The following is a 25,340-nucleotide window of genomic DNA, read 5'->3' as shown; positions in this document are numbered from 1 at the left end:
GAAACTTATATCATGAATAAGCGATTAAAAACAATCATCCTTCCACTTACAGCACTTCTGATGCTGATCAACCTTTCGTCGTGTGAAGAATTCTTCACTCCCGATCAGGACATCACAGTGAGTGAAGAAGATTTATATACCGACTGGTATGAATACCGTGCTGCATCGATGGGATTATATGCCCTGCAGCAGGAGCTGGTTGAGCAGCTTGTCATTTTAGGTGAGCTCCGTGGCGATTTGCTTACTGTAACCGATAATGCAGATGCCGAACTGCTTGAAATCTACAACTTCAACGTATCGAAAAGCAATCAATATGCATCGCCTGATAATTTTTTCAGGCTGATTGCAGCCACCAACCGCTTTCTGTCAATTATCGAAAACAAACAACCTTCGGTGCTCGACCCGAATGCTCCGGTTAACAACTACGACCGGCTTTACGGCGAAGCTTTGTGCATGAGGGCCTGGGCTTATTTCAACGCAGTACAGATTTACGGCAAGGTACCTTTCATTCATCAGCAACTGGCCGAGATTGATGAAATCAATACCTTTGTTAACTCAGGAGCTACTTATGTCGATAGCGTATACATCGAATACAGTCTCGATGGTTACTACAACGATACCATTTATAACCACGAAGAGGTACTCGAAAAACAATATTTCGATACCGAAAGGGTCATCCGCTACTTTACTCAGGAACTGGAAAACAAAGTAAAAGCAGTGGGTGTAAACCATTATATCGACAACAACGACAATTCGTGGGAGGTCACCGTATGGAGTATCTGGAGCTACAACACCCTGATGGGAAAAATGTACCTCACACTGGGTGATCTGGCCAAAAGTGTTGAATACCTCGAACAAGTGATCTACAACAACAGCGAAGATGACCGTTACCAGCTCGACGAGACCTTCTCGTACGGCCAGTGGGCGAATATCTTCCTGAACATCGACCGCAAGGAACACATCCTCACCCTCCCCTTCGACAAACAAAGCCAGCAACAGCATCAGTTGCAACGCCTTTTTGAACCATGGGGTTCGAATGAATACATGTTGAAACCTACCAAAGCTGCCGTACACCAGTGGGAAACGGTTTGGACTTATTCCAGCATCCGCTACGACTACGAGATACCCGACAGCACCAAAACGCTTTTCCCCGGACAACCCGGCGACTTTTACCGTGGCTACGGTATTTCGTACGTCTACCAAAAAAACAATGAGGTACTGGTTAACGATTTTCTGAAAATGCTCGACCATAAAATGAACGAAGAATACCGAAGCGTTGAAGCCATCATGGAAAACACCGACACCGTAGTTGTTAAGTATTCCTTAAACAAAGACGAATACGACAAGGATGCCAACTTCGTCATCTACCGGGCTGCCGATGTCAACCTTCTGTTGTCCGAAATTTATAACTACTGGAGCTTCTGGGACGAGAATACAGGCACAGTGCGTTCGTATGCACAAAACGCCCTGAACATCATCAACGACGGAAGTAATTTTGACGCTTCGAATACCCGCAGCCAAATGGGTGTTCGCGGGCGTGTTGGACTCGATCCACTCATGCTCCGTAACATCGTCTTCAACTTCGACCCCTTTACCAACGAAGTGATTGGCTGGCAGGACCTCACCGGCAAACAACTGGTAAAGCAATACCGTTTTGAAAATGAAATCATGGATGAAAGAGCTCGTGAACTGGCCTACGAAGGACAGCGTTTTTACGACCTGATGCGCGTAGCCAAAAGGCGGAACGATCCGTCGTACCTCGCTGCAAAAGTTTCCCAAAAATATCCGGCCTCAATGCGCGAAGCCATGTATAACTTATTGCTCGACGAAAACAACTGGTACATTCATTACTTCGAATAGTAGTTGCTAAAATATATTTTGAAGGTTGTCGGTTTCCCGGCAACCTTTTTTTTGCAATAAAAAGTAGGGTAAAGTCATCCTTCTTCGGATGATAGGTAAACAATCATTTATTCATTCAAAAAATACGACAATGAAAACTACACACTTTATTCTGCTTGCACTGCTAACACTGGGACTGATGTCCTGTAACGAAAGCACTTCCCTTCTCGATTCAAACGATCAGGAAGACATGGTACTCAAATCGGCCGAAATTGCAGTCAACGACCTGCTCACCGAAGGAGTGTATGAAGAGGCCTGCTATGAAGCCGAATTCTTTGCTTCGTCGGAACGCCTGCTTCGACAACTGGCACGTTACAACAAGGGCAATCACCTGCTGCATGGGAAGCAAATTGCCCGCTACAACGAACAATTGATGCCTGATGTAAGCATCGATACTGCTGCCACGGGTTACCCCATCGTCATCACCATCGATTACGGCGACAGTACCACCCTGCATAACGGAAGAATAATCAGTGGTGTGGTAAGCATCGAATTATCGGCCCCACGCAGCACCAACGGTGCAACACGCCTTGTCACCTATACGGCTTGTGTAATCGACTCGGTAGCCATTGACGGCACCACCCGGCAAGTGTTTAACGGTGACAACGAAAATAGTCGCACAATGAGCTCCGAAAGTGATATCACTTTTGTACTTCCCGATGGAACAATTATGCACCGAAGTGGCATCCAGCTAAGAAACTGGCTCGAAGGAATCAATACCCCAATGGAACATGCCGATGACTTGATTGAAATCACCGGATCGGTTCAAATGCAGGTAGAAGGCGGATCGACCTGGCTCAAAGTAATAAAAGAGCCTTTACTGCGTACCGGCGAATGCCGCTACTATGTGCAGGGCCTTGTCAGCTTTTCTGAAAACGATACAGTATTGGCAACGCTAAACTTCGGTGATGGCAGCTGCGACAATATCGCCACACTTACTTCCAATGGCGAAACCATAGAAATTGAGCTTCAGGGCCGCCATCCGGAAGCACGACTCGACGAATACAAAGAAAAACAACGGTCTAAAGGAAAATAAAAAGAAACTGCATGTCAGTAATCAGCGACATGCAGTATTTTCTCCTTTTATGGCCTTTCGTTGAAGCCTTTCATCCATTTGATGCAGCAAGCCCGATCAAACAGGGAGAATAAAACTGAACAAAAACTGAAAACTTTCATTTATCTTTGGGTAAACCGAAAGACAACATTTTGGAAAAGCAAGCCTTTAAAACCCTGTTCGACACCTATTTTGAGGAAGTTCGCCGTTATGTTTTTTACCGCTCGGGCAACGAAGATTTATCGACCGACATAGCCCAGGATACTTTCATTCGGATCTGGGAAAAACAAAACGACATCGATCCCAAAAGAGTGAAGGGCCTGCTTTTTAAAATTGCCAACGATCTCTTTATTTCCAGTTACAGAAAAGATAAGGTGGCCTTCAACTTTTTTAAGAATTATGAAGTACAGGAGCAAAGTCAGACTCCATACGACGACATAAGTTATGAAGAATTAAAATCAGCTTATGAAACAGCTTTAAATAACTTGCCCGAAAAACAAAGAGTGGTATTTTTAATGAGCCGCATCGATGAATTGAAATACAAAGAGATTGCCGAACGCCTCGACTTAAGCGTCAAAGCCGTTGAAAAGAGAATGAGTCAGGCCCTCGACCACATGAAACATGCCCTCAGAAAATACAGCAGCACACTAATTTTATGGTTCATAACAGGCTTTAAGTATAGGGCAGAAATAAAGAAAACAAAGTGAAAACAAACGATCAACATAGAACAACACCTCCGGCTTATCACTTCTTAAGCGGTGGGCGTTTTGTATGGAAAAAAAGCGCTGAAAATGTTTGGGCTACCATCGAAGGACAACTCGTTGAAACCAAAAGCAGGAAAGTGCTTTCACATGTTTTCCGCCCGCTTATGGCTGCAGCTGCCATTCTAATGCTGCTTATTTCGGGCAGCCTTCTCTTTATGCGTTTTTATTCAACAAGCATCAGTACCCCGGCGGGCGTGCATCAGATGGCCATGCTCCCCGACGGCTCCACCGTACATTTGAATGCCGCCTCCGAACTGCATTTCCATCCCTACTGGTGGCGTTTTGACCGGAGCATCGAATTTGAAGGCGAAGCCCTTTTTGAGGTCGAAAAAGGAAGAAAATTTACTGTACGTTCAACCATGGGGCAAACCGAAGTACTGGGGACCAGTTTTAACATTTTTTCGAGGGAAACAAGCTACAGGGTGGTATGTCTTAGCGGAAGTGTGAAAGTCAGCTCGAAAAGCAGCCACGATGCTGTTTTAAAACCCGGAAGCATGGCCGAAATTGGCCCTGGAGGTACAATTAATGTACAGCATCAGATTGATACCTATCCTGAAATTTCATGGAAACAACAAATCTTTCTTTTTAATGCAAGCCCGCTCAATGAAGTCTTTCGCGAACTCGAAAGACAATACGATGTAAGTATTAAAACAACCGTTCAACATGCTGCCCGCTATACCGGTAATTTCAACAAAGAGCAAAACATTGAAGCGGTGCTGGCATACATCTGTCCCGCCATGGGACTAAAATACGAAAAGCAATCTGCAAATGAATACCTGATTTTACCAGGAGAAGAATGATCAGAAACGTCCTATTGATAGTTGCAGTCCTGGCCTTTTTCCAGTTTACGGTATTGGCACAAAATCAGGCGATCATCATTGAAGCGGATCAGCAAGCTCTCAATGAATTGCTTCACGAACTGCGCGACAGTTATGGATTTCAACTCTCCTTTAATGAAAATGCGCTTGCAGGATTTACGATCAGTCTGCATGGCAGCTATACCAATAAAAAAGACGCATTAAAGGCCATACTGCACCAATTGCCCTTTCAGATCCAGCAGTCGGGTGAGGTACTGATCATTGTTCCCAATAAAAAAGCGAAGCAAGAAACACCTCCTCCATTCAGGTTTTCGGGGCAGATTGTTGAAAGGGGCAGTAGGGAACCCCTTCCCTATTCCCATATCATTATCAACAATCAGGCGATGGTTTCCGATGTAATGGGCGCCTTCAACTATACGGCGACGGCCGACAGCATTTTTCGCTTACAAATTTCTCATCTGGGTTATTTTATCTTCGACACCCTGCTTTACGCCAGTATCGACAAGCAATTTGAACTAAGTCCTTCGCAGCACAATCTGCCCGAAATTACCATCCTGCAAAATACAGTTGAAAGAGCCACCCTCCCGGGCGATCGGCCGGGAAAGATGAAATTGAATACTTCCATTGCCGGATTTTTGCCGGGCCAGGGCGACAATTCTGTTTTCAACCTGCTGCGCCTGATGCCGGGAATTCAGGCAGCCGGCGAACAAGCTTCCGATTTACTGATTTGGGGTAGCTATGAAGGTCAAAGTCAGGTAAGCTTTGACGGCTTTACCCTGTTTGGTTTGAAAAATTTTAATGATAACATCAGTGTGGTCAATCCCTTTCTTGTTAAAAATATTGAGATACATAAGGGTGGTTACGATGCTCGCTATGGAAACAGGGTCGGAGGACTTATATTGTTAAGCGGAAAGAATGGTGATTTCTCCCGTCCTGTTTTTAGCTTCAACATCAACAATACGACCCTGAACGGAATGGCAGAGATCCCGCTATTTGGCCGATCATCCTTAATATTTGCCTACCGGCAAACCTATTACAAGCTTTACAACTCCGACGATTTCAACATTTTTGCACCCACCCGTCCGGTTTTAAACAGCGATGGAAAAGGAAATACACGATTCGGCACCGCCCCCGACATCAATGTATATCCCAACGATTACCAGTTCAGGGATGCCAACCTGAAATACACCTTGCAATTGAGCAACAACGATCTGTTTTACATTAGTCTGTATGCAGGAGGCGATTACTTTGGTCTGGATGCTGATGCAAGCCTTACACGAAGCACCAGGGGCCGATTGGGGAGAGATGAAAGTGTTCCGCTTGAAGTGATGTACGAAGCCACTGAAGACAACCGGCAAAATGGTGGGTCGATGTATTATCACAGAACATGGTCCAACGGCGCAATTACCCGTGCCACGCTATCCTCCTCGGCCTATTCAAAATCGACCAGCGAGCTTACGGCCATCGATAATTTAAGCAACGGAACTTCATACAGTAACGGACAAAAAGGATACAGCAACGATGCCAGTGAACATTTATTGAGAATAGAACATCTGATTCCGACAGGAAAAGGTCACCAACTGGAAACAGGCACGGGCTTCTTTTTCAATCAAAGTTTTATTGGTGATGTCACTTCATACAACAATGTTGTTTCCATCGATACAAGCAATCAGTACGCCGATTTTAGTCCCTATGTCTACCTTAACGATCAGTTTCCACTGAGTGAACAACTTAGCCTCAATGCCGGATTAAGAACCAGCTATTTACTGAACAGAAAGCAGTTGCTGGCTGAACCTCGTGTAAGTTTGAAATATGAGTTGAATAAGCAATTTAAAATCAATGCTTCGTGGGGGCTCTTTAATCAGTACATGTACCTGATGGGCAATGTCGACCGCGAATTAAACTATACCTACCTCTGGGTAACTGCCAATAAGCAACTTCCAGCCTTACAATCGCAACATATTATCAGTGGCCTCAGCTACCATTCCAACGGTTTCACTTTCAATATCGAAGCCTACCACAAAAAAACGGAAAAGCTGAGCAGGAGGGTACAAATACCTGCTGAACAGGAAAGAACCAAAGGTCAGGTGATCCTTTACAGGGGCGATGCAAAAGCCTTTGGGATCGACACCTACATTAAAAAGGAAATTGGGAAGCACTCTGTGTGGGCCAGCTACACCCTGAGCACTGCGCTTGAACGACTTGCTGCTCCACAAATGGCTTTGCCCGAATACACGCCTGCTCCGCACAATCAAAACCACGAAGTGAAGCTTTCGGCCTTATTCAATTACCGTCAGTTTTTCTTCTCGGCCAACTATGTTTACGGCTCGGGCATACATTTGATAGAGCAGGCCTTCGACGATACTTCGATCGATTACCACCGCGTCGATGCTGCACTGACCTATCAATTCGGCAACAGTTCTGTTAAAGGTGAAAGCGGAATTTCGGTGCTCAATTTACTCGACACCCATAACCTCAAACACGACAACCTTCGAAAAATTACCATCAGCAGGGAGCTGGGTGCAATCAGTCTGTATACCGAAGCGGTTCCTTTTACTCCGGTATTGTTTTTTAAACTGATTTTTTAACTTCCACTTTATCCTGAAGGAGTGCTAAAAGTTTGATTAACTGCTTTTCAATTTTTGCATAACTGCAGGCTTTCCTGTCGGTGTAAATAATAACGAGAGCAAGGGCCATTCCCTGTTCAGAAAGCTGCTCCAGGAGCGCATTTTTGTTAAGCCGGTAGGCTTCCCGCATTCTTCTTCTAAGCAGGTTGCGCTGTACCGCACTTTTAAACTTCTTCTTAGGTACCGAAAAGAGTACTTTTGCTGGCGAATCGGAACTTTTCTCGAGCGGTAGATAAAGCAGTCTGAATGGAAACACAAAAAGTGGGATGCCTTCAGCAAATATTCGATCGATCGTTATTTTGCTGCACAGTCTTTCCTCTTTTTTGAAGCTCGCTCGTCCCTGCATTTGAATTTTTTTACGAAGATAAAGATTAATCATGAAGAAGAATAAGTCAAATCGCTGTCCTTTCTTCCTATGCTACTGAAGCGAATTAAAAAACGCCTGAACGTTGCGTCCAGGCGTTTGCTATTTAGCTGATAGGTATTGCTTAGTCTGTCAGACCGTAACGATCGAAAGCAGTAACTGTTAAGCCCTTATCAACACCTTTAAGGTATTGTTCAATGGTTAACTTGTTATCTTTCACGAAGGCCTGGTTCAGCAGGGTGCTTTCCTTGAAGAATTTATTCAGGGCACCTTGTGCAATTTTGTCGAGCATGTCTTCAGGTTTTCCTTCCTGACGGAATTTTTCCTTGGCAATTTCGAGTTCTTTCTCAACAACATCGGCGGGTACATCGTCCTTGGCTACAGCTACAGGATTCATGGCAGCAACCTGCATGGCTACGTCCTTGGCTACCTGCGTATCAACCCCATGCTGGTTAAAACCAACAATGGTCGACAGTTTATTACCGGGGTGAATGTAGGCAACAACCGATTCAGCTTCGATGGTTTTGAAGTAACTCAGTTCGAGCTTTTCTCCAATGATACCAGTTTGTTCGATTACGTGATCAGCAATCGTACGACCATCGATGGTGAGTTCTTTCACTTCATCAAGGGTGGTAGCACTTGAAGCCAATGCCGTATCAAGCATTTTGCCAGCCAGTTCAACGAAGCCATCATTTTTGGCAACGAAGTCGGTTTCGCAGTTGAGTACAATGATACCGGCTTTGTTTCCGGCCACTTTACCCAATACAACACCTTCGCTGGCCTCACGGTCGGCACGTTTATTGGCGATTGCTTTTCCTTTTTCACGGATAATCTGAACAGCAGCGTCAAAATCACCGTTGGATTCGGTAAGGGCGTTTTTACAGTCCATCATACCGGCACCTGTTGCTTTGCGCAACTTCATTACATCTGAAGCAGAAATAGACATTCTATTATAGTTTTAATCGGTGAATCAATAAATTACTCTTTGTCTTCCTTTTCGCTTACTTCGTCGGCAGCATCTTCAGTTTTTTCAACTTTTTCAGCCTTTTTGGCAGCCGATCTTTTCGCTTTAGGTTTTGACTCTTTCTTGTCAGCGGATTCTTTGTCCTTTTCGGCTTTACGTTCACCCAGTCCTTCGCGGATGGCTTCGCACATTTCGCCTACAATCAGTTTAATCGAATCAGAAGCATCGTCGTTGGCAGGAATCACAAAATCGAGACCGTTTGGATCAGAGTTGGTATCAACCATGGCAAACACGGGGATACCCAGGCGCTGAGCTTCGCGAACTGCGATTTTCTCCTTCATTACGTCAACGATGAACAATGCAGCAGGAAGACGGGTCAGATCGGCAATCGATCCAAGTACCTTTTCCAGTTTAGCCCTTTGACGGGTAATCTGCAGTTTTTCACGTTTCGACAAGTTATTCCAGTTGCTTGGATCTTTTGCTAACTTATCGATCGAGGTCATTTTCTTAACCGCTTTACGAATGGTTGGGAAGTTGGTTAACATACCACCTGGCCAGCGCTCGGTTACATAGGGCATGTTCACTCCACTTACAAGGTCAGAAACGATTGTTTTGGCTTGTTTTTTTGTGGCTACGAACAATATCTTACGGCCCGATTTGGCAATCTGCTTCAGGGCGTGAGCAGCTTCATCCATTTTAACCGCCGTTTTCTGAAGGTCGATAATATGGATGCCGTTTTTCTCCATGAAGATGTATGGAGCCATGTGGGGATTCCACTTCCTTTTGAGGTGTCCAAAGTGTACACCTGCTTGCAATAACTCTTCGAATTGTACTTTAGGCATAATTCAATGTTTGTTTACATTCTGTAATATCAATCCACGGGTAGTCCTGTTTGTTTCAAAATGAAACAGAAATCGCGTGAATTTAGATACTAAACAAAATATGGTTTTACAAATAATATTAACGTTTCGAGAACTGGAAGCGCTTGCGTGCTTTTGGTTGTCCTGGTTTTTTACGTTCCACTTCGCGTGGGTCACGGGTCATGAAACCAGCTTTTTTCAGTTCAGGTTTGTTTTCGGCATTAATCTTTACCATGGCACGGGCAATTGCCAAACGAAGGGCTTCTGCCTGTCCGTTCAAACCACCACCGTCAAGATTCACCTTCACATCGTACTGTCCGGCAACATTGAGCAGGTTAAATGGTTGAAGTACCACATACTGCAAAGTTTTCTGTGGAAAATAATTTTCCAGATCGCGGTCGTTAATTGTGATTTTACCACTGCCTTCGCGCATGTAAATACGGGCAATTGCAGTTTTTCTTCTACCTAATGCGTTGATTACTTCCATTATTTAATGCTGTTTAAGTCAATAACTTTGGGTTTTTGTGCCTCGTATTTGTGCTCGGGGCCAACAACAACTTTCAGATTTCTGAAAAGTTCGCGTCCTAAACGGCTTTTAGGCAACATGCCTTTTACCGCTTTCTCTACCAAACGCTCAGGATACTTTTTCAGAATGTCCTCAGGAGTTTGAAAAGTTTGTCCGCCCGGATAGCCCGAGTGACGAACATACTGCTTCTGAGAAAGCTTATTGCCGCTTAAAACTACTTTTTCAGCATTGATCACAATCACATTGTCTCCACAATCAACATGAGGGGTATAACTTGCTTTTTTCTTCCCTCTCAGGATCATAGCGATCTGACTGGCCATACGACCCAGTATTTGTCCTTCAGCATCTACAACAACCCACTCTTTGTTTACAGTGGCCTTATTGGCTGATACGGTTTTGTAACTTAATGTATCCACTTGAATTTCAAGTTTTAAAAATCCAACAATAATTCGCCCTGCTTTATTAGGGTGTGTCGCCTGTAATCTGCTGCTAAGCAGGCTGCTAAGAATCAACCTGTTAGTAACTTTTGTTTTGTTGTTCACAATCAACAAATTACCACACCGCAGGAACGTTAATTAATCGGGACTGCAAAAGTATTTTCTTTTTTTGTAAAAACAAACGCTTTTTTAAAAATAATCGGGTAACTATAAGGATTTTATGTGAAAAAGCAACTGAGAAGGAGGCTGTAAGTTTTCCGTCTGACTTCCATCGCATCCTGTTTGTTGCTGCCAACGAAAAACGAAAACATAAAAAAACGATCGCATCGTGACACTTCAAAATGCGATCGTCATTTGTTCTATTCAATTCAACTTAAAAACCAAAGGTCAGCATCAGCCAGGCCCAGTTTTGGGTTTCATTGGCATTTCCCCCTTTGAGCAACTCCATTTTTTCGCTGGCAAACAACTGCGAATAACCTACAGCCAGACTGGCATTCGGATGGATAGTCCAGGTGAGCGACCAGTCAGCTTCTGTACCCAGATAACCGCCTTCGCTTAATCCAATATCGCCGACCGTACTGAAAAAATGCACATGCAGCGCCGTGCTGATTTTTTCCCTGCTCAGCGCTGCCTTCAGGTAAGCATCACCCAGTCCGGCCGAATTCAGGTGGTTTCCAACGTAGAAATAATCCATGTGCCCGTTGAATTTGTGATTGGTTCCGTACAAAGGATTAAACGCTCCTACTGTTGAATTGTTAACATCATCCCCGCTAAGCATTTCATAGCCTGCTGTAAATTGCCATTCTTCTGCATTGTACAACACTTCGGCCAGCAAATTATAAGCTGAAAGATCACGCTGAACCCCGGTTAAAACAAGCTCACCCGTCTGATAATAGGCATTCAGGTTCAGCTGAATTTTTTCTGCCGGACGATACTTCACATGGGTACCGAGCGTTTGACTGTAGATGGTTTCCTGCCCCTGACCAGCAACATGCAAGGGAACACCGTTATTCAGCAACAGCAAACTGGCCGACCAGTCTTCCTGCTTCTTGTTCAGCCATAAAAACTGCATGCTTTTGTAGGCATCGTTGCCATCGAAAATATTGTTCTGTCGGTTGGCATTTTGATGGAAAGCAAAGCCCAGGTGAATTGCTGCCTCTCCAAGCCATTTCAGTACCGCCACATCGTGTGTTCGGCCCTGCTGCGCCCAGCCAACATTCCCTAAGATCCGCGAATCGTCGTACACCAGCTCCTGTCGTCCAGCTTTCAGGTATAACTTGCCAACAAGTCCGGTTTCGGCCCAGGCCTCATGTATCGATACCGCAAAGTCTTCGTTTCCTGTCAACTGCGCCTGCGCCCCCCATAGTCTCATATCCTGCAATACAACACGTGAGCTAAGCAGGTCATTTTTAAATTGGGCACTAAGCCGGGTGCGCTGGCTTGTAAAGAGGGATGCATCCTGAAAATCGCCGGCCAGGGTTCCAAAGCCATGACTGTATTCAGTGCGTGGACGTAATTCACCCGAAAACGTTACCTGAGCAACAACATGACAGGCAGCAGCTGCCAAAATAAACAATGTCAGAATGATGCTTCTCATGGTTTTCAGAATTCAGTAAGAGAATAAGTTTGTTCCCGCTGACTGGCTTTTTCATCCCATACGGGAACCACCGTTTTCAAAAATTCCTGTTTATCTTTATTCAGTTGATCCATGGGCAAACCAATAAAGGCCTGTGCTTTGGCTTTGGTCGAAATATCGGGATAGGGAAGCTCCTCATTATGGCCCAGGTTTGCCAGTACCCTTGCCAGCTTTACCCTGCCTTCCTGGGCGATGACAATACCGGTCGATATTACCCGGCCCACTTCAACAGGTGAGTGGAAGGCAGCACCATGGCTCGCAGCGGCATAATCCCAGCGCCATTGTGCATGCCTGATGTCCATCAGTATATCTTTCATCTGATCATCACTGGCTCCCAGCTCCCAGGCTTTTTGAGCTTCAACATGAGCCCTTACCAGCAACATTTCGAGCTGATCGCGGTTTTCGATGATTTTATGCTGACGATCGTACACATCGCGCACCAACTGTTCTGTTTCCTCGCGGTGACAAACCTGACAGGTATTGGCCACATTGCTAAGCGGACTGCGAACATGGTGGTCGGTAAATTTTTGTCCGCCTTCGCTCATGTAAGGCATGTGACAATCGGCACACGAAACGCCTCGTTGAGCATGAATGCCGGTTGAATGAATTTCATAGCCCGGATGCTGGGCTTTCAGCATGGGCGCCTTACTTAATTGGTGGGTCCAGTCAGAGAATTCCATATCGTCGTAATAACGCTCCATGGCTTCCACCGAGAATCCATTGTCCCATGGCAACACAAGGTAGTTTACTCCTTCCACTTTATCCTTGTTGAAGTAATACTCAACATGACATTGGGCACAAACCAAACTGCGCATTTCCTGATGTGAGGCCTTACTGATATCCTTACCGGTACGGTCGAACGCCTCAACAAGTACTGGCCTTGAAATATGAAGATTCATGGTTTTGGCATCATGGCAGTCGGCACAGCCAATTGAATTTACAATTTCATGACCCCGTTCTTCCCAACTTCCGCGGTAAAACTCGGCCACACCCACTTCGTTCATTACGCGGGGAACGTCAGGACTCTTGCAGGTCCAGCAGGTATTGGGCATGGGGCTCTTTTCACCATTCATGGGAGCTCCGGTTCTGAGCGTATTGCGTATGTCATCAATGGCATATCCGTGTCCGCGTGCCTGCTCATAAGCTTTTGAAAACCCGTAGCCGGCCCATAAAACTACCAGCCTCGGATCTACTTCAAGCATATCAATCGGAGCCGAACCATTGTACATGCTTCGGAAGGAAGTGTCGCGCGTTTGAAGAAAGGACTGGTATTCACGGGGAAAATTTTCACCCCACACCTCGTTTCGGGGTTCAAACTGCGAATGTTCAACCTGGGGGGTGTAAACAAAGACCGATTCGGCCCGTCGTTCAATAATCGACGAAGCCAACAGCCCCAAAACAAAAACGATCACTACGGTGGCAAAAAACAACAGCCAACCAACGATCGGCTTTTCCTTAATAACTTGTGTAACTGGTTTCATATGATTTTTGGTTTTTAGTTGCTACTTCATGAAATTTGAGATCCATTCGGGTACCGGTGAAGAAGGTACCGGAACCCGTGCATTGGGCACGCTCGAAAGGCTTCTCACCTTACCATGGGGTACTTCGCGGTGACAATCCCAGCAAAGGCGATCGGCCCGACGATCGTTGAAGCAGGGATCTATGCGGACCAGCTTGTCGTCGTTCAATAACTTTTCGTGACAGCGTACACAATTGTTGTGCACCACTTCGCGGCCTGCGTCCTTAATGTGGATTACCTGTGGTTCGAGCCTCAGCGTAAACATGGTGGCATGCCGCAGACCGTCCTTGGCTTTAAAAAAGTACTTGTTGGCCACATTATTGTGTGGCACATGACAGTCGTTACAGTTGGTCCATTCACGATGACTACTGTGATTCCAGGTGGCATACTGGGGTGCCATGATGTGACAATTTACACAGGTTTCGGGCTTGTCGGACAGATAAGACGGAGCCTTGGAAAGATGAAAAACAAAAATGCCCAATCCTGAAAAAATGCCCAGCATAACAATTACAGGCAGTTTCCATGGGTCAGGCGGAATAAGGTTTTTAATGATCTTCATGGTTAATCTTTGGTTTTTCTTCAATTTTCTTACTCGCTGAACAATAACAGGCAATAATTTACAATGAAACAATCAGGATGTCAATAGTCAGGCCCTAAGTTAAACCGAGTCTAAGTAGTTTATTGTAACAATTGTGACAACTTTACATTTAAATTCTTGTTTATTTGCAACAACTTATGAATTAAAGATGATGGAATTTTACACCTCAATTGCAGACCATTACGACTACATTTTCCCTCTGAACAAGCAACAGCTAAACTGGGTAAAGCAGGAAACCGGCACAACATCATTGCACCTGCTTGACGCCGGATGTGCTACCGGCAGTCTGGCTATCGAACTGGCTAAAAGCGGCTTTAAAGTCGATGCCTTTGATCTTGATACACAAATGATCGAACTGGCACGTCGGAAAGATGACAACAAGGTGGTTCGTTTCACAAGCGGGGATCTTTTAAAAATGGAGGAAAACTATGCTGCCAACACCTTCGACGGCCTCCTTTGTTTCGGCAATACCCTGGTGCATCTGAACGATGAAAATGAGATCGCGCAATTTTTGAATGCTGCTTATCTTCTTTTGAAGCAAGGTGGAAAATTAATGATCCAGGTGCTGCATTATGAAAATATTCTGAGAAGAAAGCTGGAACAGCTCCCGCTAATTGACAATGAAGTGCTGCGCTTTGAGCGCTCGTATCGTTATCCCGAAAATAACAGCATTCTTTTCGATACGCGTTTAACGATTAAAGCCAACGGTAAAACACTGGACAATTCGGTAAAACTCTACCCGGTAAGCCATACTCAAATCAGGCGACTCATTACCGATGCCGGCTTTTGCAGTGTGAAAAGCTATGGCGATTTTGCAGGAAACGAACTTACAGAACAGTCGATCCCTTTGCTGATAACAGCTGTTAAAAACTTAGAACAATCTACTTAAATTCAAATAAGTAAAACTCAATTCGTCGGTTTCGGAGCATATCTGCACTGGTCCTTCCAAACGAAACCGGAAAAGATTCCCCAAACCCTATTGAATGTATACGAGCCGGGCTTATACCTTTTTCTATAAGGTAATTCGCAACAATTTCAACTCGTATCTCTGAAATCTTCTGGTTAATATCGCTTGACCCTATGGCATCTGTATGCCCAAACATCCACACATTTAGCGTTGGATTTTCATTTAAAAATTCGATAAGCCTGTTTAACCTGCCCCGAGAAAAATCCGTAATAAATGTTCCACCCGAAGTAAAATGGACTGGAGGTATTACGATGTCAGTTTTCCATCTTGCCACTTTAGCAACAGGGGGACAACCTCTGTTTTCAAGGGAACCGGGAATATTGGGGCATTCATCTATATGGTCAGCAATACCATCACCATCACTGTCATAAGTCATGCCTGCTGGTAGCTTTTGTTCTTTAAAAATTGGCTCAATCTCTGGAATTATATCGGGACACCCCTTGTTTTCAACTATCCCCGGTTCGTTAGGACACTCGTCATCCTTGTCAGGTATTCCATCTCCGTCACGGTCAGGGCAGCCTCGTGTAATATTAGTACCATATTCGTCAGGACATTGGTCAAGATAATCTGCAATCCTGTCATTATCTCGGTCGATGGGACATCCGATTTCATCCACAATAACACCTTTTGGCGTGTCTGGGCATAAATCAATTTTATCGGCAACATCATCATTATCTGAATCCTTCATCCTTCCAAATAAAAGAATTACACCTGCATTGATCCTGAAAAGCAAGTCTTTATTGGGAGAACTCTTTGCTCCATCTATTCCTACAGCGGATGTTAAAAAATTGCCAAATTCGATGAATGTTTGCAATTTAGTTCCAAGCCTGATCTTAGAGCCTCCACCCAGGTATAAACAAGCATTACTGAGGTTTAATGAGTAAGTCATTCCATTTAAATCCTGACTTTTACCCCAGGTTCTACCGTACATCATTCCAATCTCCGTTTTTAAGTATGGCTGAAAGAGGTCATTCTCTTTTAACAAATATCCATTCGAAAACTTATATTCAATGCTTCCAGTTACTGTATAAGAATTTCCAAACATTGATAGCGGTGGTGTTTCCGAATTATTAATACTGAGGTAATTATAACCTGAACGCAATCCAACATTAAATGAAGGAGATAAATAGTAGGATAATCCCAGTCCGTATCCACCTTGCCATTGTGCGAACTTTCCAAGTTGATTACCCAACTCGCCTCTGTATTGGATCGTTCCGTAATCAAAAAATGCCCCTAAAGAGTTGAGTCGGTCTTGGGGGTAAAGCTTAAAAGCAAGGAAAATAGCCAAAATGATGATAATAAATGTTCTTGCCATCGTTTGTTAAAAACTATCTGTACGAAATTATGAAAAAAAACCAAAATCTAATCAATTAATAAAAGTAGGTAAATATTGTTGTATAACCAGATGCAATTTTACATGCATGATATTTCTTTATCTCATATTATTTCTTGTCTAATTTTATTAAATTGGAAAGGAATTTTATCATTTTAATAATTTGTATTGTACTATAATATACCGTATATTATGCACTACGTTTTTAGTATATATTCAATCTTGTTTTTCACAAGTGCAATGATTTCATTTTTTGTAGCATTTCTATCACTACAAAGAAGGAAGGCAAAAGGTGCATTTGAACTTCATTTTTTAATGTTGGTTACTGCATTATGGTCGTTGGCAGCCATGTTCGAAAGTGCAGCTATACTTGAACACCAGAAAATTTTCTGGTCAAAAATCGAATATATTTTTGCACCAACAGTACCTATTATGTATTTGTTGTTTGTGCTCAGTTTTACCCGCAAGGAGAAATATATTAAGCCCCGGAATATTTTGCTTTTATTAATTGTGCCATTGATAACTACCACATTAGCTTTCACAAATGAAATGCACCATTTAATCTGGACCGACTTTTCTTCTATATCAGAGCAAACTAATCTGATGCTATATTCGCATGGACCGTGGTTTTTGACGGGGTATACAGCATATAGCTATCTGATATTTCTGGTTGCGACTTATATTTTATATAGTTTTGTTGTTAAGTTTTCACAGCTTTTCCGATGGCAAGCCATTGCTGTTTTTTTTGGTGGTTTGTTTCCATGGACTGCCTCAATTCTTTATGTTAGTGGATTAAATCCTGTTCCCGGGCTTAATATTACCCCTTTGAGCATCATTTTTACCGGTGTCGTAATGGCCTCAGTAATACTTTACAGCAGGTTGTTGAGTCTTGCTCCCATTGCCCGCGATATGTTGGTCGAAAACCTTGATGATGGAATATTGGTTTTGGATCATCAGAAAAGGATCCAGGATATTAATAGGGCGGCAATGGAAATTCTAGGTGTACGAAGCAGGAATGTAATTGGACTACCTATTGAATTTACAGACATATCGCTACATCCGCTTTATAGATATATTAATGATAATAAGAACATTGAAAATGTAAAAGTTGAAATATTTGATAAACAGTTTTGGTATTCTGTTTTTGTTCATGATATAAAAAGAAAGCAGGAGAGCAAGCTGTATATTATCAGAAATATTACTACTAATGTTCAAATGGAACTTGATTTGGCAAAGAGCGAAGAATACCATCGAACCTTGATTAAGAGTGTTCCCGATATGCTTTTTGTTGTTGATAGAAAAGGGTTTATTGTTGATTATAAAGCAGAAATTAACGACTTATATACAAGTCCCGAAAATTTTATGGGCAAAGAATTTAAAACCGTTTTGCCACCCGAAGTCGTGATAATGTTCGATAAAGCCATTGAAAAAACGCAGAACAGCAATGAGGTTTCAGAGTTGAACTATCAGCTTCCTATAAACAACGAAATGCATTATTATCATGCACGAATTATTGCATTTGCAAAAGATAAGTTGGTATGCATGGTACGCAATACCACCAAACAAACCATAGCTGAACAAAACCTGCGCGAGAGCGAAGAAAACTTCCGTTCTTTTTTTGAAACTATCGACGATATAATAATTATTGGCACAACCGAAGGTGCTGTTTTGTTCTCGAACCCTGCCGTTGAACAAAAGCTTGGGTACAATTTCGATGAACTAAAAGAACGGGGAATGTTGGGCGTTGTATCACCAGGGATGATGGATCAGGCGATGGTCGGCTTTAAAGAAATACTTGAAGATAAACGAAATTTCTGTTCGTTGCCACTTCAACGCAAAGATGGAAGCTTAATTCCGGTAGAAACACGTATTTGGAAGGGTACTTGGAACGGTCAACCTTGTATTTTCCGTATTTCAAAAGACTTATCGAAAGAACAGGAAGCACTTCTTAAATTCAATAAGTTGTTTGAAAACAACCCTGCATTAATGGCTGTTTCAAAATTACCCGAAAATATTTTCCTCGATGTGAACAAGGCATTTATTAGCGCATCAGGCTATTCAAAGGAAGAAATTATTGGAAAAACAGCGAAGGATTTGGGCTTGTTTTTCGATTCAGACGACTATAAACAGGCAGTCAATGCCTATCGTCATTCCGGTAAATTAGATAAGTTGGAAGTGCAAATAAGGACAAAAAAAGGGGAGGTATTAACCGGTTTATTATCGGGTGAAACCATTGAGAGCCAAGGTGAAATACTGTTGTTAACTGTACTTACCGACATATCTAAACAAAAAGAAGCTGAAGTAAACCTATTGTTGGCCAAACACGCCGCAGAGATGGCTAATAAAGCAAAATCGGAATTCCTTGCCAATATGAGCCACGAAATACGCACACCAATGAATTCTATTCTTGGTTTTAGTGAAATTATGCTTAATTCAACTGATGATCCTAAGCACCGCGAATTTCTAAATACAATTTTAAGTAGTGGAAATACTCTGTTATCTCTCATTAACGATATCCTCGATCTATCAAAGGTTGAAGCAGGACGTCTTGAAATCAAACCAGAATACACCTCCTTAAAGATTACGGTAAACGAAATAAAACAACTTTTTGAGCTAAAAGCACGTAAGCAACAAATTGATTTGTTGGTAAAATTCGATGTAGAAATGCCAACAACAGTGTTGATTGATGAAGTACGATTAAGACAGATCCTTCTGAATATTGTTGGAAATGCCGTGAAATTTACAAAAGAAGGTCATGTTTCAATTGAAGTTACATTACTCAATAAAAAATACGACACTGTATTTTTTGAAATTGGTATTGAAGATACCGGCATTGGCATACCAGCACACGACCTCGGCCGGATTTTCGATGCTTTTAGTCAACAGAGCGGACACGATAACCGCACCTATGGTGGTACAGGACTTGGCTTGGCAATATGCAAAAGGTTGATGGAACTTATGGGAGGTGAAATAAAAGTGGAAAGCAAAGTCGGGCGCGGAAGCCGTTTTATACTTTACTTCAACAATATTCCTTTTGTGGCAGACAGGGTCTCGAAGCAAGAATCGTATGTTTGGGATGTTAATGAAATGAATTTTGCCCCAGCCAAAATACTAATTGTTGACGATGTGGAGCATAACCGCTTTTTAGTGAAAGCTTATTTAAGCCGATATAGTTTTGAATTGCTTGAAGCTGAAAATGGTAAGATAGCTATTGATATGGTAAGAAAACTAAACCCCGACTTGGTATTGATGGATGTCAGAATGCCAGTAATGGATGGTTTTGAAGCTACCAAAATTTTAAAATCCGACCCCAAAACAAGATCAATACCTGTAATTGCACTTACTGCTTCAACCTTACAAAACGAAGTGGATGCAATCAAATATATTTTTGATGAGTTCATGCATAAACCTGTAAAAAAGAACGAAATTATTGCTATGCTGAAAAAGTTTCTTCAATTTAGTGATAATGCCGAATTGAAAAATAATAAGCAATCTCAGGTTGCTTTAGATGACCCAGAACCTACTGTAAGCACAACTAAAGTAGATTCGAAAATTATTGAAATATTTTCAGCATTGTTTGCTGTCGAGATCGCTGAACAGAAGTTGTTTATGCTCTTTGATAATCTATCGGATATGGCAAACAGGATTCATCAATTTGCATCCGAAAACCAAGTGGCTGAATTGGAGCGTACTGCAAAAACCTTAAAAAAATATATCGATGCATTCGATTTTGAAAATGTACAGAATTGTTTAAACGAAATAGAGGCAAATTTTTGTTCATAATAATTATCAAATATCAGTAAAAAAGTAATTAAATTGGAAACATCTCTTGTATTTGAAAAATAAACTTAGCAGTTATGAAAAAGATACTAATAGTTGACGACAAATCGTCGATAAGTGATTTGCTAACCAGATTTCTTAGTTCAAAGTATGAAGTGGAAGTACGTTCTGATGGCATTGAGGCTATTATGTGGCTACAGGAAGGCAATATCCCTGACCTTATTCTTACCGATTTGCAAATGCCCAACATGGATGGCCTGGAGTTGATTGGTAAAGTTAAAAATAGCGGCTACTTCTCCGATGTACCAATAATTGTGCTTAGTAGTAAAGATAGTAGTAACGACCGTATTCTGTGCCTCAAAGCAGGTGCCGAAGACTACATAATGAAACCTTTCAACCCCGAAGAACTACTTATTCGGATTGAAAAAGTTTTAGGGCGTTAAAAATCTTTTTCATGAATTAAAAAACCAGAATGCAATGCGTATAGTTTATATCGGGAATGATAAAAATTTTAGCGATAGGTTTAATACTTTGAACGATTTTATTAAGTTAAACCAATGCAAAAATGTTTTTGAAGCAACAAAACATATGAAAACACTACCAGGTTTTGATGGTGTGATTTGCGAACAAGATCTACAAGGGCAAAAGGGTTTGTCTTTCTTTCCCGATTTCATAAAAAACTTCGATAAGGAAAGAAAAACACCTTTTATTCTTCTTGATAATGAGTTTGATAAAAATACCCGTAAGGCTGCAATGCAAGCTCGTATCGACGATTATTACATAAAACCGTCACCCGATGCGAATATACTTGATCAAATAGCTTTCGCACAGAAATTAATCGATCGGATAAAATTTCTATTAGAGTTTAAGCCAAAAGTGAAAACCATTCAGCCTTTTAATAAACCTGCTCAGGTCCAAGAATACAAAATAGGTTTCTTTAAACGTGCTTTCGATATCTTTTTTGCTTCTTTGGCATTGCTTATGGCTTCGCCTTTTTTGCTTCTGATTATTATTGCCATTAGGCTCGAGTCGAAAGGTAAAGTGTATTACATATCGAAAAGAGTTGGTACTGGTTATAAGATATTCAATTTTTTGAAGCTGCGTTCCATGTACCCCGATGCCGATAAGCGATTAAAAGAATTTGAACACCTCAATCAATACCAGTCGGAGAACAAGTCTGTTGAGGATGCTGAAAGCATCAATATTAACCAAAGTGTCAATGCCGATGCTCCCTTGTTATTCAGCGACGAAGATACCGTTGATGAGAAATCGTTCAGGAATAAGCAAAAAAGCAAGCAGGAAAAAGCGTTCATTAAACTTGATAACGACCCACGCATAACCAAAGTGGGGCATATTATACGCAAATTAAGTATCGATGAACTCCCACAGTTGATCAATGTAATTAAAGGTGATATGTCAATTGTGGGTAACAGGCCTTTGCCTTTGTACGAAGCTGAATTGCTGACTACCGACGAATGGACCAGCCGTTTTAACGGACCAGCAGGAATAACAGGTTTGTGGCAAGTTGAGGCACGTGGCCGTAGCTCAAAAATGTCGCCAGAAGAACGCAAGGGACTCGACAATAAATATGTTGAAATTGCTAACAGCAAATATGCCTTCTGGAAAGATATATGGATCATTTTACGTACCATACCGGCAGTTTTTCAAAAAGAAAATGTATAAGAAAATGATGAGGGTATTAGCAGGTGTAATCTTCCTTTTATTATTGTTTTTTCACTTAAATGTGAGAGGACAAACTTACGATGAGCTGATATCAAATACTATTTCGGGCAAAGATATTACCGAGAGGTTGCCGGCTTTAGCTACTTTGCAAGCACAAGCTGAAGAAAACTCTCCGTTATTGAAAATCCACGATGCCAATTTAGTGATTAACCAATTGAAGGTCAATTCGGAAAAAAGGGAGTGGATGCGTAATTTGGGTTTCGAAGCTGGAGCAAAATATGGCCTTTTTGACAACCTAATTGTTACGGGCGATTTGGGTGTTGAGGATCCGGCAATTAGTACCACTGAGCAAACACGTTACAATCTTGGGATCTTTCTTAAAATTCCTTTGTCTTCAATTGCCGATAAAAGTAAGGTGAAATTAGCTTCAGTAGAAGCCGATCTGGTTTTGCTCGAGAAAGAGTCAACGTTGAAAGAACTTCGGCAACTTGTTATTGTTCAGTATGGTAACTTGGTGAAAGCATATCGCAACATTGTAATTCTTAACAATTCGGTTGAGGTTTACAGGGTACAAATGATAAGGGCTGAAAAAGATTTTACGAATGGAAAATTAACCGTTGATGAGTATGCCCGATTGAACGACATGCTATCAAGAGCTACTGCCAATCTGGAAGACACAAAAGTGGAATATTTTGTGGCATTAAAACTGCTCGAAGAAACTGTTGGGGTGAAAATTAAAATTGGAGAATAGTAATTGTGAATTTGATCTACTTTATACGGCTTTTATTAAAACACGCTGTTTTATTGGTTGTTTCGCCAATAATTGTTGTAGCAATTGTGTTTTTTATGACCCAAAATGAGCCCAAATCGTATAAAACCAATGCATCGGTTTATACCGGAATTGCAACAGGCTCGTCCATTGTTTCTTTGGAAGAATCGAAAATGGATCTTTTTGGAACACGAACGGCCTTTGATAACCTCATTAACATTATAACATCAAGGAGCACGCTTGAAGAGGTTGGCCTAAGACTTTTGGCATCGCACCTTTTGCTGGAACAACCACGCAAAGAAATCATCGAAAAACAAAACTATTACGAACTGATGAAGATTGTGCCTCCCGAGGTAAAGGCATTGGTAATTAGGGGTGATTTTAAAAAAACACTGAAAAATCTAAAGGAATTTAAAGAGACTGACCACGAAAACTTTATTTACGAATTTATCAATTACAATCATCGGCACTACAGCTCTAAAGGCATTCGATCGAAGATAAGAGTTACCAGGGTACAATCGAGCGATTTAATTGAGATACAGTTTACCTCAGACGATCCCGGCATCTGTAAGCAAACACTCGACATATTAATTGAAGTTTTTATTGAAGAGTATTCGGGCATAAAGGTCAATCAGTCCGATGCCGTAGTAAAATATTTTCAGTTACAAATTGACGATGCCAATGAAAGGTTAAATCAAGCTGAAAACGAACTACTACAGTTCAATCGTACCAACAACATTGTGAACTATTATGAACAAACAAAGCACATTGCATCTGAAAGAGAACAAACCAACCTAACCTACATGGAAATTCAGATGGAGAATGCAGCAGCCATTTCAGCCATGAAGGCTTTGGAAAATAAAATGGATGATTATGAAAAAACACTATTAAACAGCACCGAAATAATCAGTTTGCGAAACCAATTGGCAAAGGTTAACCTCGAAATTGCCTTAAAATCTAATGCCGAGAGAATGGATGCCGATCAAGAGAATAATTTAATTTCGGAGTTGTCGGCACTGCAAACACAATCGTTTGAACTGCAACAAACATTAAACAACGCCATTACCCAGAAGTACAATATTGAAAATACCACCGAAGGAGTTTCTTCTGGTGCTGTGTTGAACGAATGGCTCAACAAAATGATTGAGCACGAAACAGCAAAGGCAAAACTGATTGTTGGGAACCAGAAGCAAAATGAATTCCGCCAATTATTCTCCGATTATGCCCCACTAGGAGCTACCATGAAACGGCTCGAGCGAAAAATTGATGTAGCCGAAAGGGAGTATCTGGCACTTTTGCAAAGCCTTAACCTTGCCAAACTGAAACAGCAAAATATTGAACTAAATTCAAACCTTAAAATAGTTGCTGCACCTTTTTTCCCAATTGTAGCTGAACCAAGCAAACGCAAAATATTACTGGTATTGGCCTTTTTGATCGGATTCATAATACCAGCATTTACAATCATAGCACTCGAGTTTCTCGATCAAAATATCCGTAATACGTTTCGTGCCGAGAACTTTATTGGACTTAAGGTGGCCGCCATTTTCCCAGTTTTGGGGCTCAATAAGAGTGTTGATGTTGAATATGTGAAAAACCGGGGGCTCGATATCGTTTCGCGTCGCTTAATATTAAATACCGAAGCAGCAAACGAAAAACCTAAGCCAGATATCAATCTTATTTTTAGCGTTTTGACAGGAGAAGGAAAGTCGTTATTGAGTGAATTACTGGTTGAGAAACTGAGCCAATTTGGTTATAATGTTTTGTTGCTAAAACCAAAAACCGACGATGAGGAGTCTTTAACATCATCTAATATTCTTTATTATAACATAGACCATTCTTTCCACAGGGTATCCTCCATCACTGAGCTCGTTGCCGATTGGTCGGGAGTCGATTTGAAGAGTTATGACTACGTATTTGTTGAAATTCCAGGTATTTTGAATAATACCTACCCAATAAAGCTATTCAAAAGTTCGCACCATTCATTTTTGGTGGCTCGCGCCAACCGTCCATGGAGCAATGCCGATAAGAATGCCATTAAAGACATAGTTGAATTTACCAAGAACAACAATCCACAGTTGTTGCTCAATGGGGTGCCTATCGAAGAAATGGAGTCGGTAATTGGCGATCTGCCCAGGCATCGTACTTTTGTTCGACGTTTGGTAAAAAATGTGCTCAGGCTTCAATTCTTCTCCAGAAAAAATTTAGGGTCGCGTTACGAAACATCGAAAGATACTGAAAACCAAAGTCGGAATTCATTTTCAATTAAATGGATTGTATTAGCTTTTGCATTGTTGCTTATTGCAGGTGTTGGTTACTTTGTAGTTTATCCAAAATACAAAACCCAAAAAGCAAAGCAAATGGAGATAAAAATGTTTGAAGGTTTCCCTCAAACAATTGATAATAACGATACATTAGTTGGGCAGCCCATTCAAGAAATGGAACCTCAGGTTGAACAGCCAATTAGGCAATTGGAACAAACACAAGGTGTGGTTCAACATCAGGTTGTTGTAGGTGTTTTCCGAAGTAAAGAAAATGCACGGCAATGCTATTATTTACACAAACAGTTTGGTTTCGAACCCAATATTGTTGAATTGAACGGTGGCTTGTTCCGAGTTGTTGTTGGTTCGTACAACACACGCAATGAGGCTGAAAAAATGCGCAAAGAAGTGAACGATTTTGTACCCAACGCCAATGCATCAATTGTATTGACCACCGAAACACCTGAATAAATGCTTAGCTAAG

20 protein-coding genes are annotated in these 25,340 nt (G+C 41.9%); 11 read left to right on the top strand and 9 right to left on the bottom strand.

The window, feature by feature from the left end; genetic code table 11:
• Nucleotides 1-12 precede the first annotated feature (12 nt).
• The 5 genes from FHS86_RS01855 to FHS86_RS01835 all read left to right on the top strand — a co-directional run bounded on the left by FHS86_RS01855 (nucleotide 13) and on the right by FHS86_RS01835 (nucleotide 7,123).
• Nucleotides 13-1,860: a RagB/SusD family nutrient uptake outer membrane protein gene (locus tag FHS86_RS01855; protein WP_429410528.1), complete on the top strand. Its 1,848-nt coding sequence runs from the start codon at nucleotides 13-15 to the stop codon at nucleotides 1,858-1,860.
• A gap of 130 nt (nucleotides 1,861-1,990) precedes the next feature.
• Nucleotides 1,991-2,935 carry a hypothetical protein gene (locus FHS86_RS01850; protein WP_429410526.1) on the top strand — a complete coding sequence of 315 codons (945 nt, stop codon included), beginning with the start codon at nucleotides 1,991-1,993 and terminating at the stop codon, nucleotides 2,933-2,935.
• A gap of 170 nt (nucleotides 2,936-3,105) precedes the next feature.
• Nucleotides 3,106-3,660, top strand: a complete 555-nt coding sequence (locus FHS86_RS01845; RefSeq protein WP_429410524.1) for an RNA polymerase sigma factor — start codon at nucleotides 3,106-3,108, stop codon at nucleotides 3,658-3,660.
• Entirely contained in the window at nucleotides 3,657-4,517 is an 861-nt protein-coding gene (locus FHS86_RS01840; RefSeq protein WP_429410522.1) for a FecR family protein, read from the top strand. Before FHS86_RS01845 ends, FHS86_RS01840 begins: the two co-directional genes overlap by 4 nt.
• Nucleotides 4,514-7,123 (top strand): TonB-dependent receptor domain-containing protein, encoded by a 2,610-nt coding sequence (locus FHS86_RS01835; RefSeq protein ID WP_429410520.1) that lies wholly within the window; start codon nucleotides 4,514-4,516, stop codon nucleotides 7,121-7,123. Before FHS86_RS01840 ends, FHS86_RS01835 begins: the two co-directional genes overlap by 4 nt.
• Here FHS86_RS01835 and rnpA read toward each other — a convergent pair.
• From rnpA to nrfH, 8 genes are all read right to left on the bottom strand, one after another.
• Nucleotides 7,107-7,508, bottom strand: a complete 402-nt coding sequence (rnpA, locus tag FHS86_RS01830) for a ribonuclease P protein component (protein WP_429410519.1) — start codon at nucleotides 7,506-7,508, stop codon at nucleotides 7,107-7,109. The genes FHS86_RS01835 and rnpA overlap by 17 nt on opposite strands.
• A gap of 142 nt (nucleotides 7,509-7,650) precedes the next feature.
• Nucleotides 7,651-8,472: a translation elongation factor Ts gene (gene tsf, locus FHS86_RS01825; RefSeq protein ID WP_429410517.1), complete on the bottom strand. Its 822-nt coding sequence runs from the start codon at nucleotides 8,470-8,472 to the stop codon at nucleotides 7,651-7,653.
• Nucleotides 8,473-8,504: 32 nt separating this feature from the next.
• Nucleotides 8,505-9,332 (bottom strand): 30S ribosomal protein S2, encoded by an 828-nt coding sequence (gene rpsB / locus FHS86_RS01820; RefSeq protein ID WP_429410515.1) that lies wholly within the window; start codon nucleotides 9,330-9,332, stop codon nucleotides 8,505-8,507.
• A 118-nt stretch (nucleotides 9,333-9,450) separates the two neighbouring features.
• Nucleotides 9,451-9,837: a 30S ribosomal protein S9 gene (gene rpsI, locus FHS86_RS01815; RefSeq protein ID WP_429410513.1), complete on the bottom strand. Its 387-nt coding sequence runs from the start codon at nucleotides 9,835-9,837 to the stop codon at nucleotides 9,451-9,453.
• Complete coding sequence (rplM, locus tag FHS86_RS01810; RefSeq protein WP_429410511.1) at nucleotides 9,837-10,292, bottom strand: 50S ribosomal protein L13; 456 nt, start codon at nucleotides 10,290-10,292, stop codon at nucleotides 9,837-9,839. Before rplM ends, rpsI begins: the two co-directional genes overlap by 1 nt.
• Before the next feature lie 394 nt (nucleotides 10,293-10,686).
• Nucleotides 10,687-11,910, bottom strand: coding sequence for an alginate export family protein (locus FHS86_RS01805; RefSeq protein WP_429410509.1), 1,224 nt, complete (start codon nucleotides 11,908-11,910; stop codon nucleotides 10,687-10,689).
• A 5-nt stretch (nucleotides 11,911-11,915) separates the two neighbouring features.
• Nucleotides 11,916-13,430 carry an ammonia-forming cytochrome c nitrite reductase gene (nrfA, locus tag FHS86_RS01800; RefSeq protein ID WP_429410507.1) on the bottom strand — a complete coding sequence of 505 codons (1,515 nt, stop codon included), beginning with the start codon at nucleotides 13,428-13,430 and terminating at the stop codon, nucleotides 11,916-11,918.
• Nucleotides 13,431-13,451: 21 nt separating this feature from the next.
• Nucleotides 13,452-14,027: a cytochrome c nitrite reductase small subunit gene (gene nrfH / locus FHS86_RS01795; RefSeq protein ID WP_429410505.1), complete on the bottom strand. Its 576-nt coding sequence runs from the start codon at nucleotides 14,025-14,027 to the stop codon at nucleotides 13,452-13,454.
• Between the two features lie 187 nt (nucleotides 14,028-14,214).
• Here nrfH and FHS86_RS01790 point away from each other — a divergent pair, with 187 nt between their 5' ends.
• Nucleotides 14,215-14,955, top strand: a complete 741-nt coding sequence (locus tag FHS86_RS01790) for a class I SAM-dependent methyltransferase (protein WP_429410503.1) — start codon at nucleotides 14,215-14,217, stop codon at nucleotides 14,953-14,955.
• Here the strand turns inward: FHS86_RS01790 and FHS86_RS01785 are convergent.
• Nucleotides 14,948-16,348 (bottom strand): OmpA family protein, encoded by a 1,401-nt coding sequence (locus tag FHS86_RS01785; RefSeq protein WP_429410501.1) that lies wholly within the window; start codon nucleotides 16,346-16,348, stop codon nucleotides 14,948-14,950. The genes FHS86_RS01790 and FHS86_RS01785 overlap by 8 nt on opposite strands.
• Before the next feature lie 210 nt (nucleotides 16,349-16,558).
• Here FHS86_RS01785 and FHS86_RS01780 point away from each other — a divergent pair, with 210 nt between their 5' ends.
• From FHS86_RS01780 to FHS86_RS01760, 5 genes are all read left to right on the top strand, one after another.
• Entirely contained in the window at nucleotides 16,559-20,149 is a 3,591-nt protein-coding gene (locus tag FHS86_RS01780) for a histidine kinase N-terminal 7TM domain-containing protein (protein WP_429410499.1), read from the top strand.
• Nucleotides 20,150-20,223: 74 nt separating this feature from the next.
• Nucleotides 20,224-20,589 carry a response regulator transcription factor gene (locus FHS86_RS01775; protein ID WP_429410497.1) on the top strand — a complete coding sequence of 122 codons (366 nt, stop codon included), beginning with the start codon at nucleotides 20,224-20,226 and terminating at the stop codon, nucleotides 20,587-20,589.
• Nucleotides 20,590-20,734: 145 nt separating this feature from the next.
• Complete coding sequence (locus tag FHS86_RS01770) at nucleotides 20,735-21,829, top strand: sugar transferase (protein ID WP_429410495.1); 1,095 nt, start codon at nucleotides 20,735-20,737, stop codon at nucleotides 21,827-21,829.
• The gene (locus tag FHS86_RS01765; RefSeq protein ID WP_429410493.1) at nucleotides 21,822-22,580 is read left to right on the top strand and encodes a TolC family protein; all 759 of its coding nucleotides are present in this window, start codon (nucleotides 21,822-21,824) and stop codon (nucleotides 22,578-22,580) included. The genes FHS86_RS01770 and FHS86_RS01765 overlap by 8 nt, the downstream gene beginning before the upstream one ends.
• A gap of 95 nt (nucleotides 22,581-22,675) precedes the next feature.
• Nucleotides 22,676-25,327 (top strand): SPOR domain-containing protein, encoded by a 2,652-nt coding sequence (locus FHS86_RS01760; RefSeq protein WP_429410491.1) that lies wholly within the window; start codon nucleotides 22,676-22,678, stop codon nucleotides 25,325-25,327.
• Nucleotides 25,328-25,340: the final 13 nt, after the last annotated feature.

This window comes from Roseimarinus sediminis (genome assembly GCF_050433125.1).
GTDB lineage: Bacteria > Bacteroidota > Bacteroidia > Bacteroidales > Prolixibacteraceae > Roseimarinus > Roseimarinus sediminis.
This window is presented reverse-complemented; position numbering and strand designations above follow the sequence as displayed.

Excerpts from the sequence above, each read along its gene's own strand:
- FHS86_RS01770 (WP_429410495.1), top strand. The coding sequence starts at position 20,735 with ATGAAAACACTACCAGGTTTTGATGGTGTGATTTGCGAACAAGATCTA.
- FHS86_RS01790 (WP_429410503.1), top strand. The coding sequence starts at position 14,215 with ATGATGGAATTTTACACCTCAATTGCAGACCATTACGACTACATTTTC.
- nrfH (WP_429410505.1), bottom strand. The coding sequence starts at position 14,027 with ATGAAGATCATTAAAAACCTTATTCCGCCTGACCCATGGAAACTGCCT.
- FHS86_RS01855 (WP_429410528.1), top strand. The coding sequence starts at position 13 with ATGAATAAGCGATTAAAAACAATCATCCTTCCACTTACAGCACTTCTG.
- nrfA (WP_429410507.1), bottom strand. The coding sequence starts at position 13,430 with ATGAAACCAGTTACACAAGTTATTAAGGAAAAGCCGATCGTTGGTTGG.
- FHS86_RS01775 (WP_429410497.1), top strand. The coding sequence starts at position 20,224 with ATGAAAAAGATACTAATAGTTGACGACAAATCGTCGATAAGTGATTTG.
- FHS86_RS01785 (WP_429410501.1), bottom strand. The coding sequence starts at position 16,348 with ATGGCAAGAACATTTATTATCATCATTTTGGCTATTTTCCTTGCTTTT.
- rnpA (WP_429410519.1), bottom strand. The coding sequence starts at position 7,508 with ATGCAGGGACGAGCGAGCTTCAAAAAAGAGGAAAGACTGTGCAGCAAA.
- rpsI (WP_429410513.1), bottom strand. The coding sequence starts at position 9,837 with ATGGAAGTAATCAACGCATTAGGTAGAAGAAAAACTGCAATTGCCCGT.
- FHS86_RS01805 (WP_429410509.1), bottom strand. The coding sequence starts at position 11,910 with ATGAGAAGCATCATTCTGACATTGTTTATTTTGGCAGCTGCTGCCTGT.
- FHS86_RS01780 (WP_429410499.1), top strand. The coding sequence starts at position 16,559 with ATGCACTACGTTTTTAGTATATATTCAATCTTGTTTTTCACAAGTGCA.
- tsf (WP_429410517.1), bottom strand. The coding sequence starts at position 8,472 with ATGTCTATTTCTGCTTCAGATGTAATGAAGTTGCGCAAAGCAACAGGT.
- FHS86_RS01850 (WP_429410526.1), top strand. The coding sequence starts at position 1,991 with ATGAAAACTACACACTTTATTCTGCTTGCACTGCTAACACTGGGACTG.
- FHS86_RS01835 (WP_429410520.1), top strand. The coding sequence starts at position 4,514 with ATGATCAGAAACGTCCTATTGATAGTTGCAGTCCTGGCCTTTTTCCAG.
- FHS86_RS01765 (WP_429410493.1), top strand. The coding sequence starts at position 21,822 with ATGTATAAGAAAATGATGAGGGTATTAGCAGGTGTAATCTTCCTTTTA.
- rpsB (WP_429410515.1), bottom strand. The coding sequence starts at position 9,332 with ATGCCTAAAGTACAATTCGAAGAGTTATTGCAAGCAGGTGTACACTTT.
- FHS86_RS01760 (WP_429410491.1), top strand. The coding sequence starts at position 22,676 with ATGACCCAAAATGAGCCCAAATCGTATAAAACCAATGCATCGGTTTAT.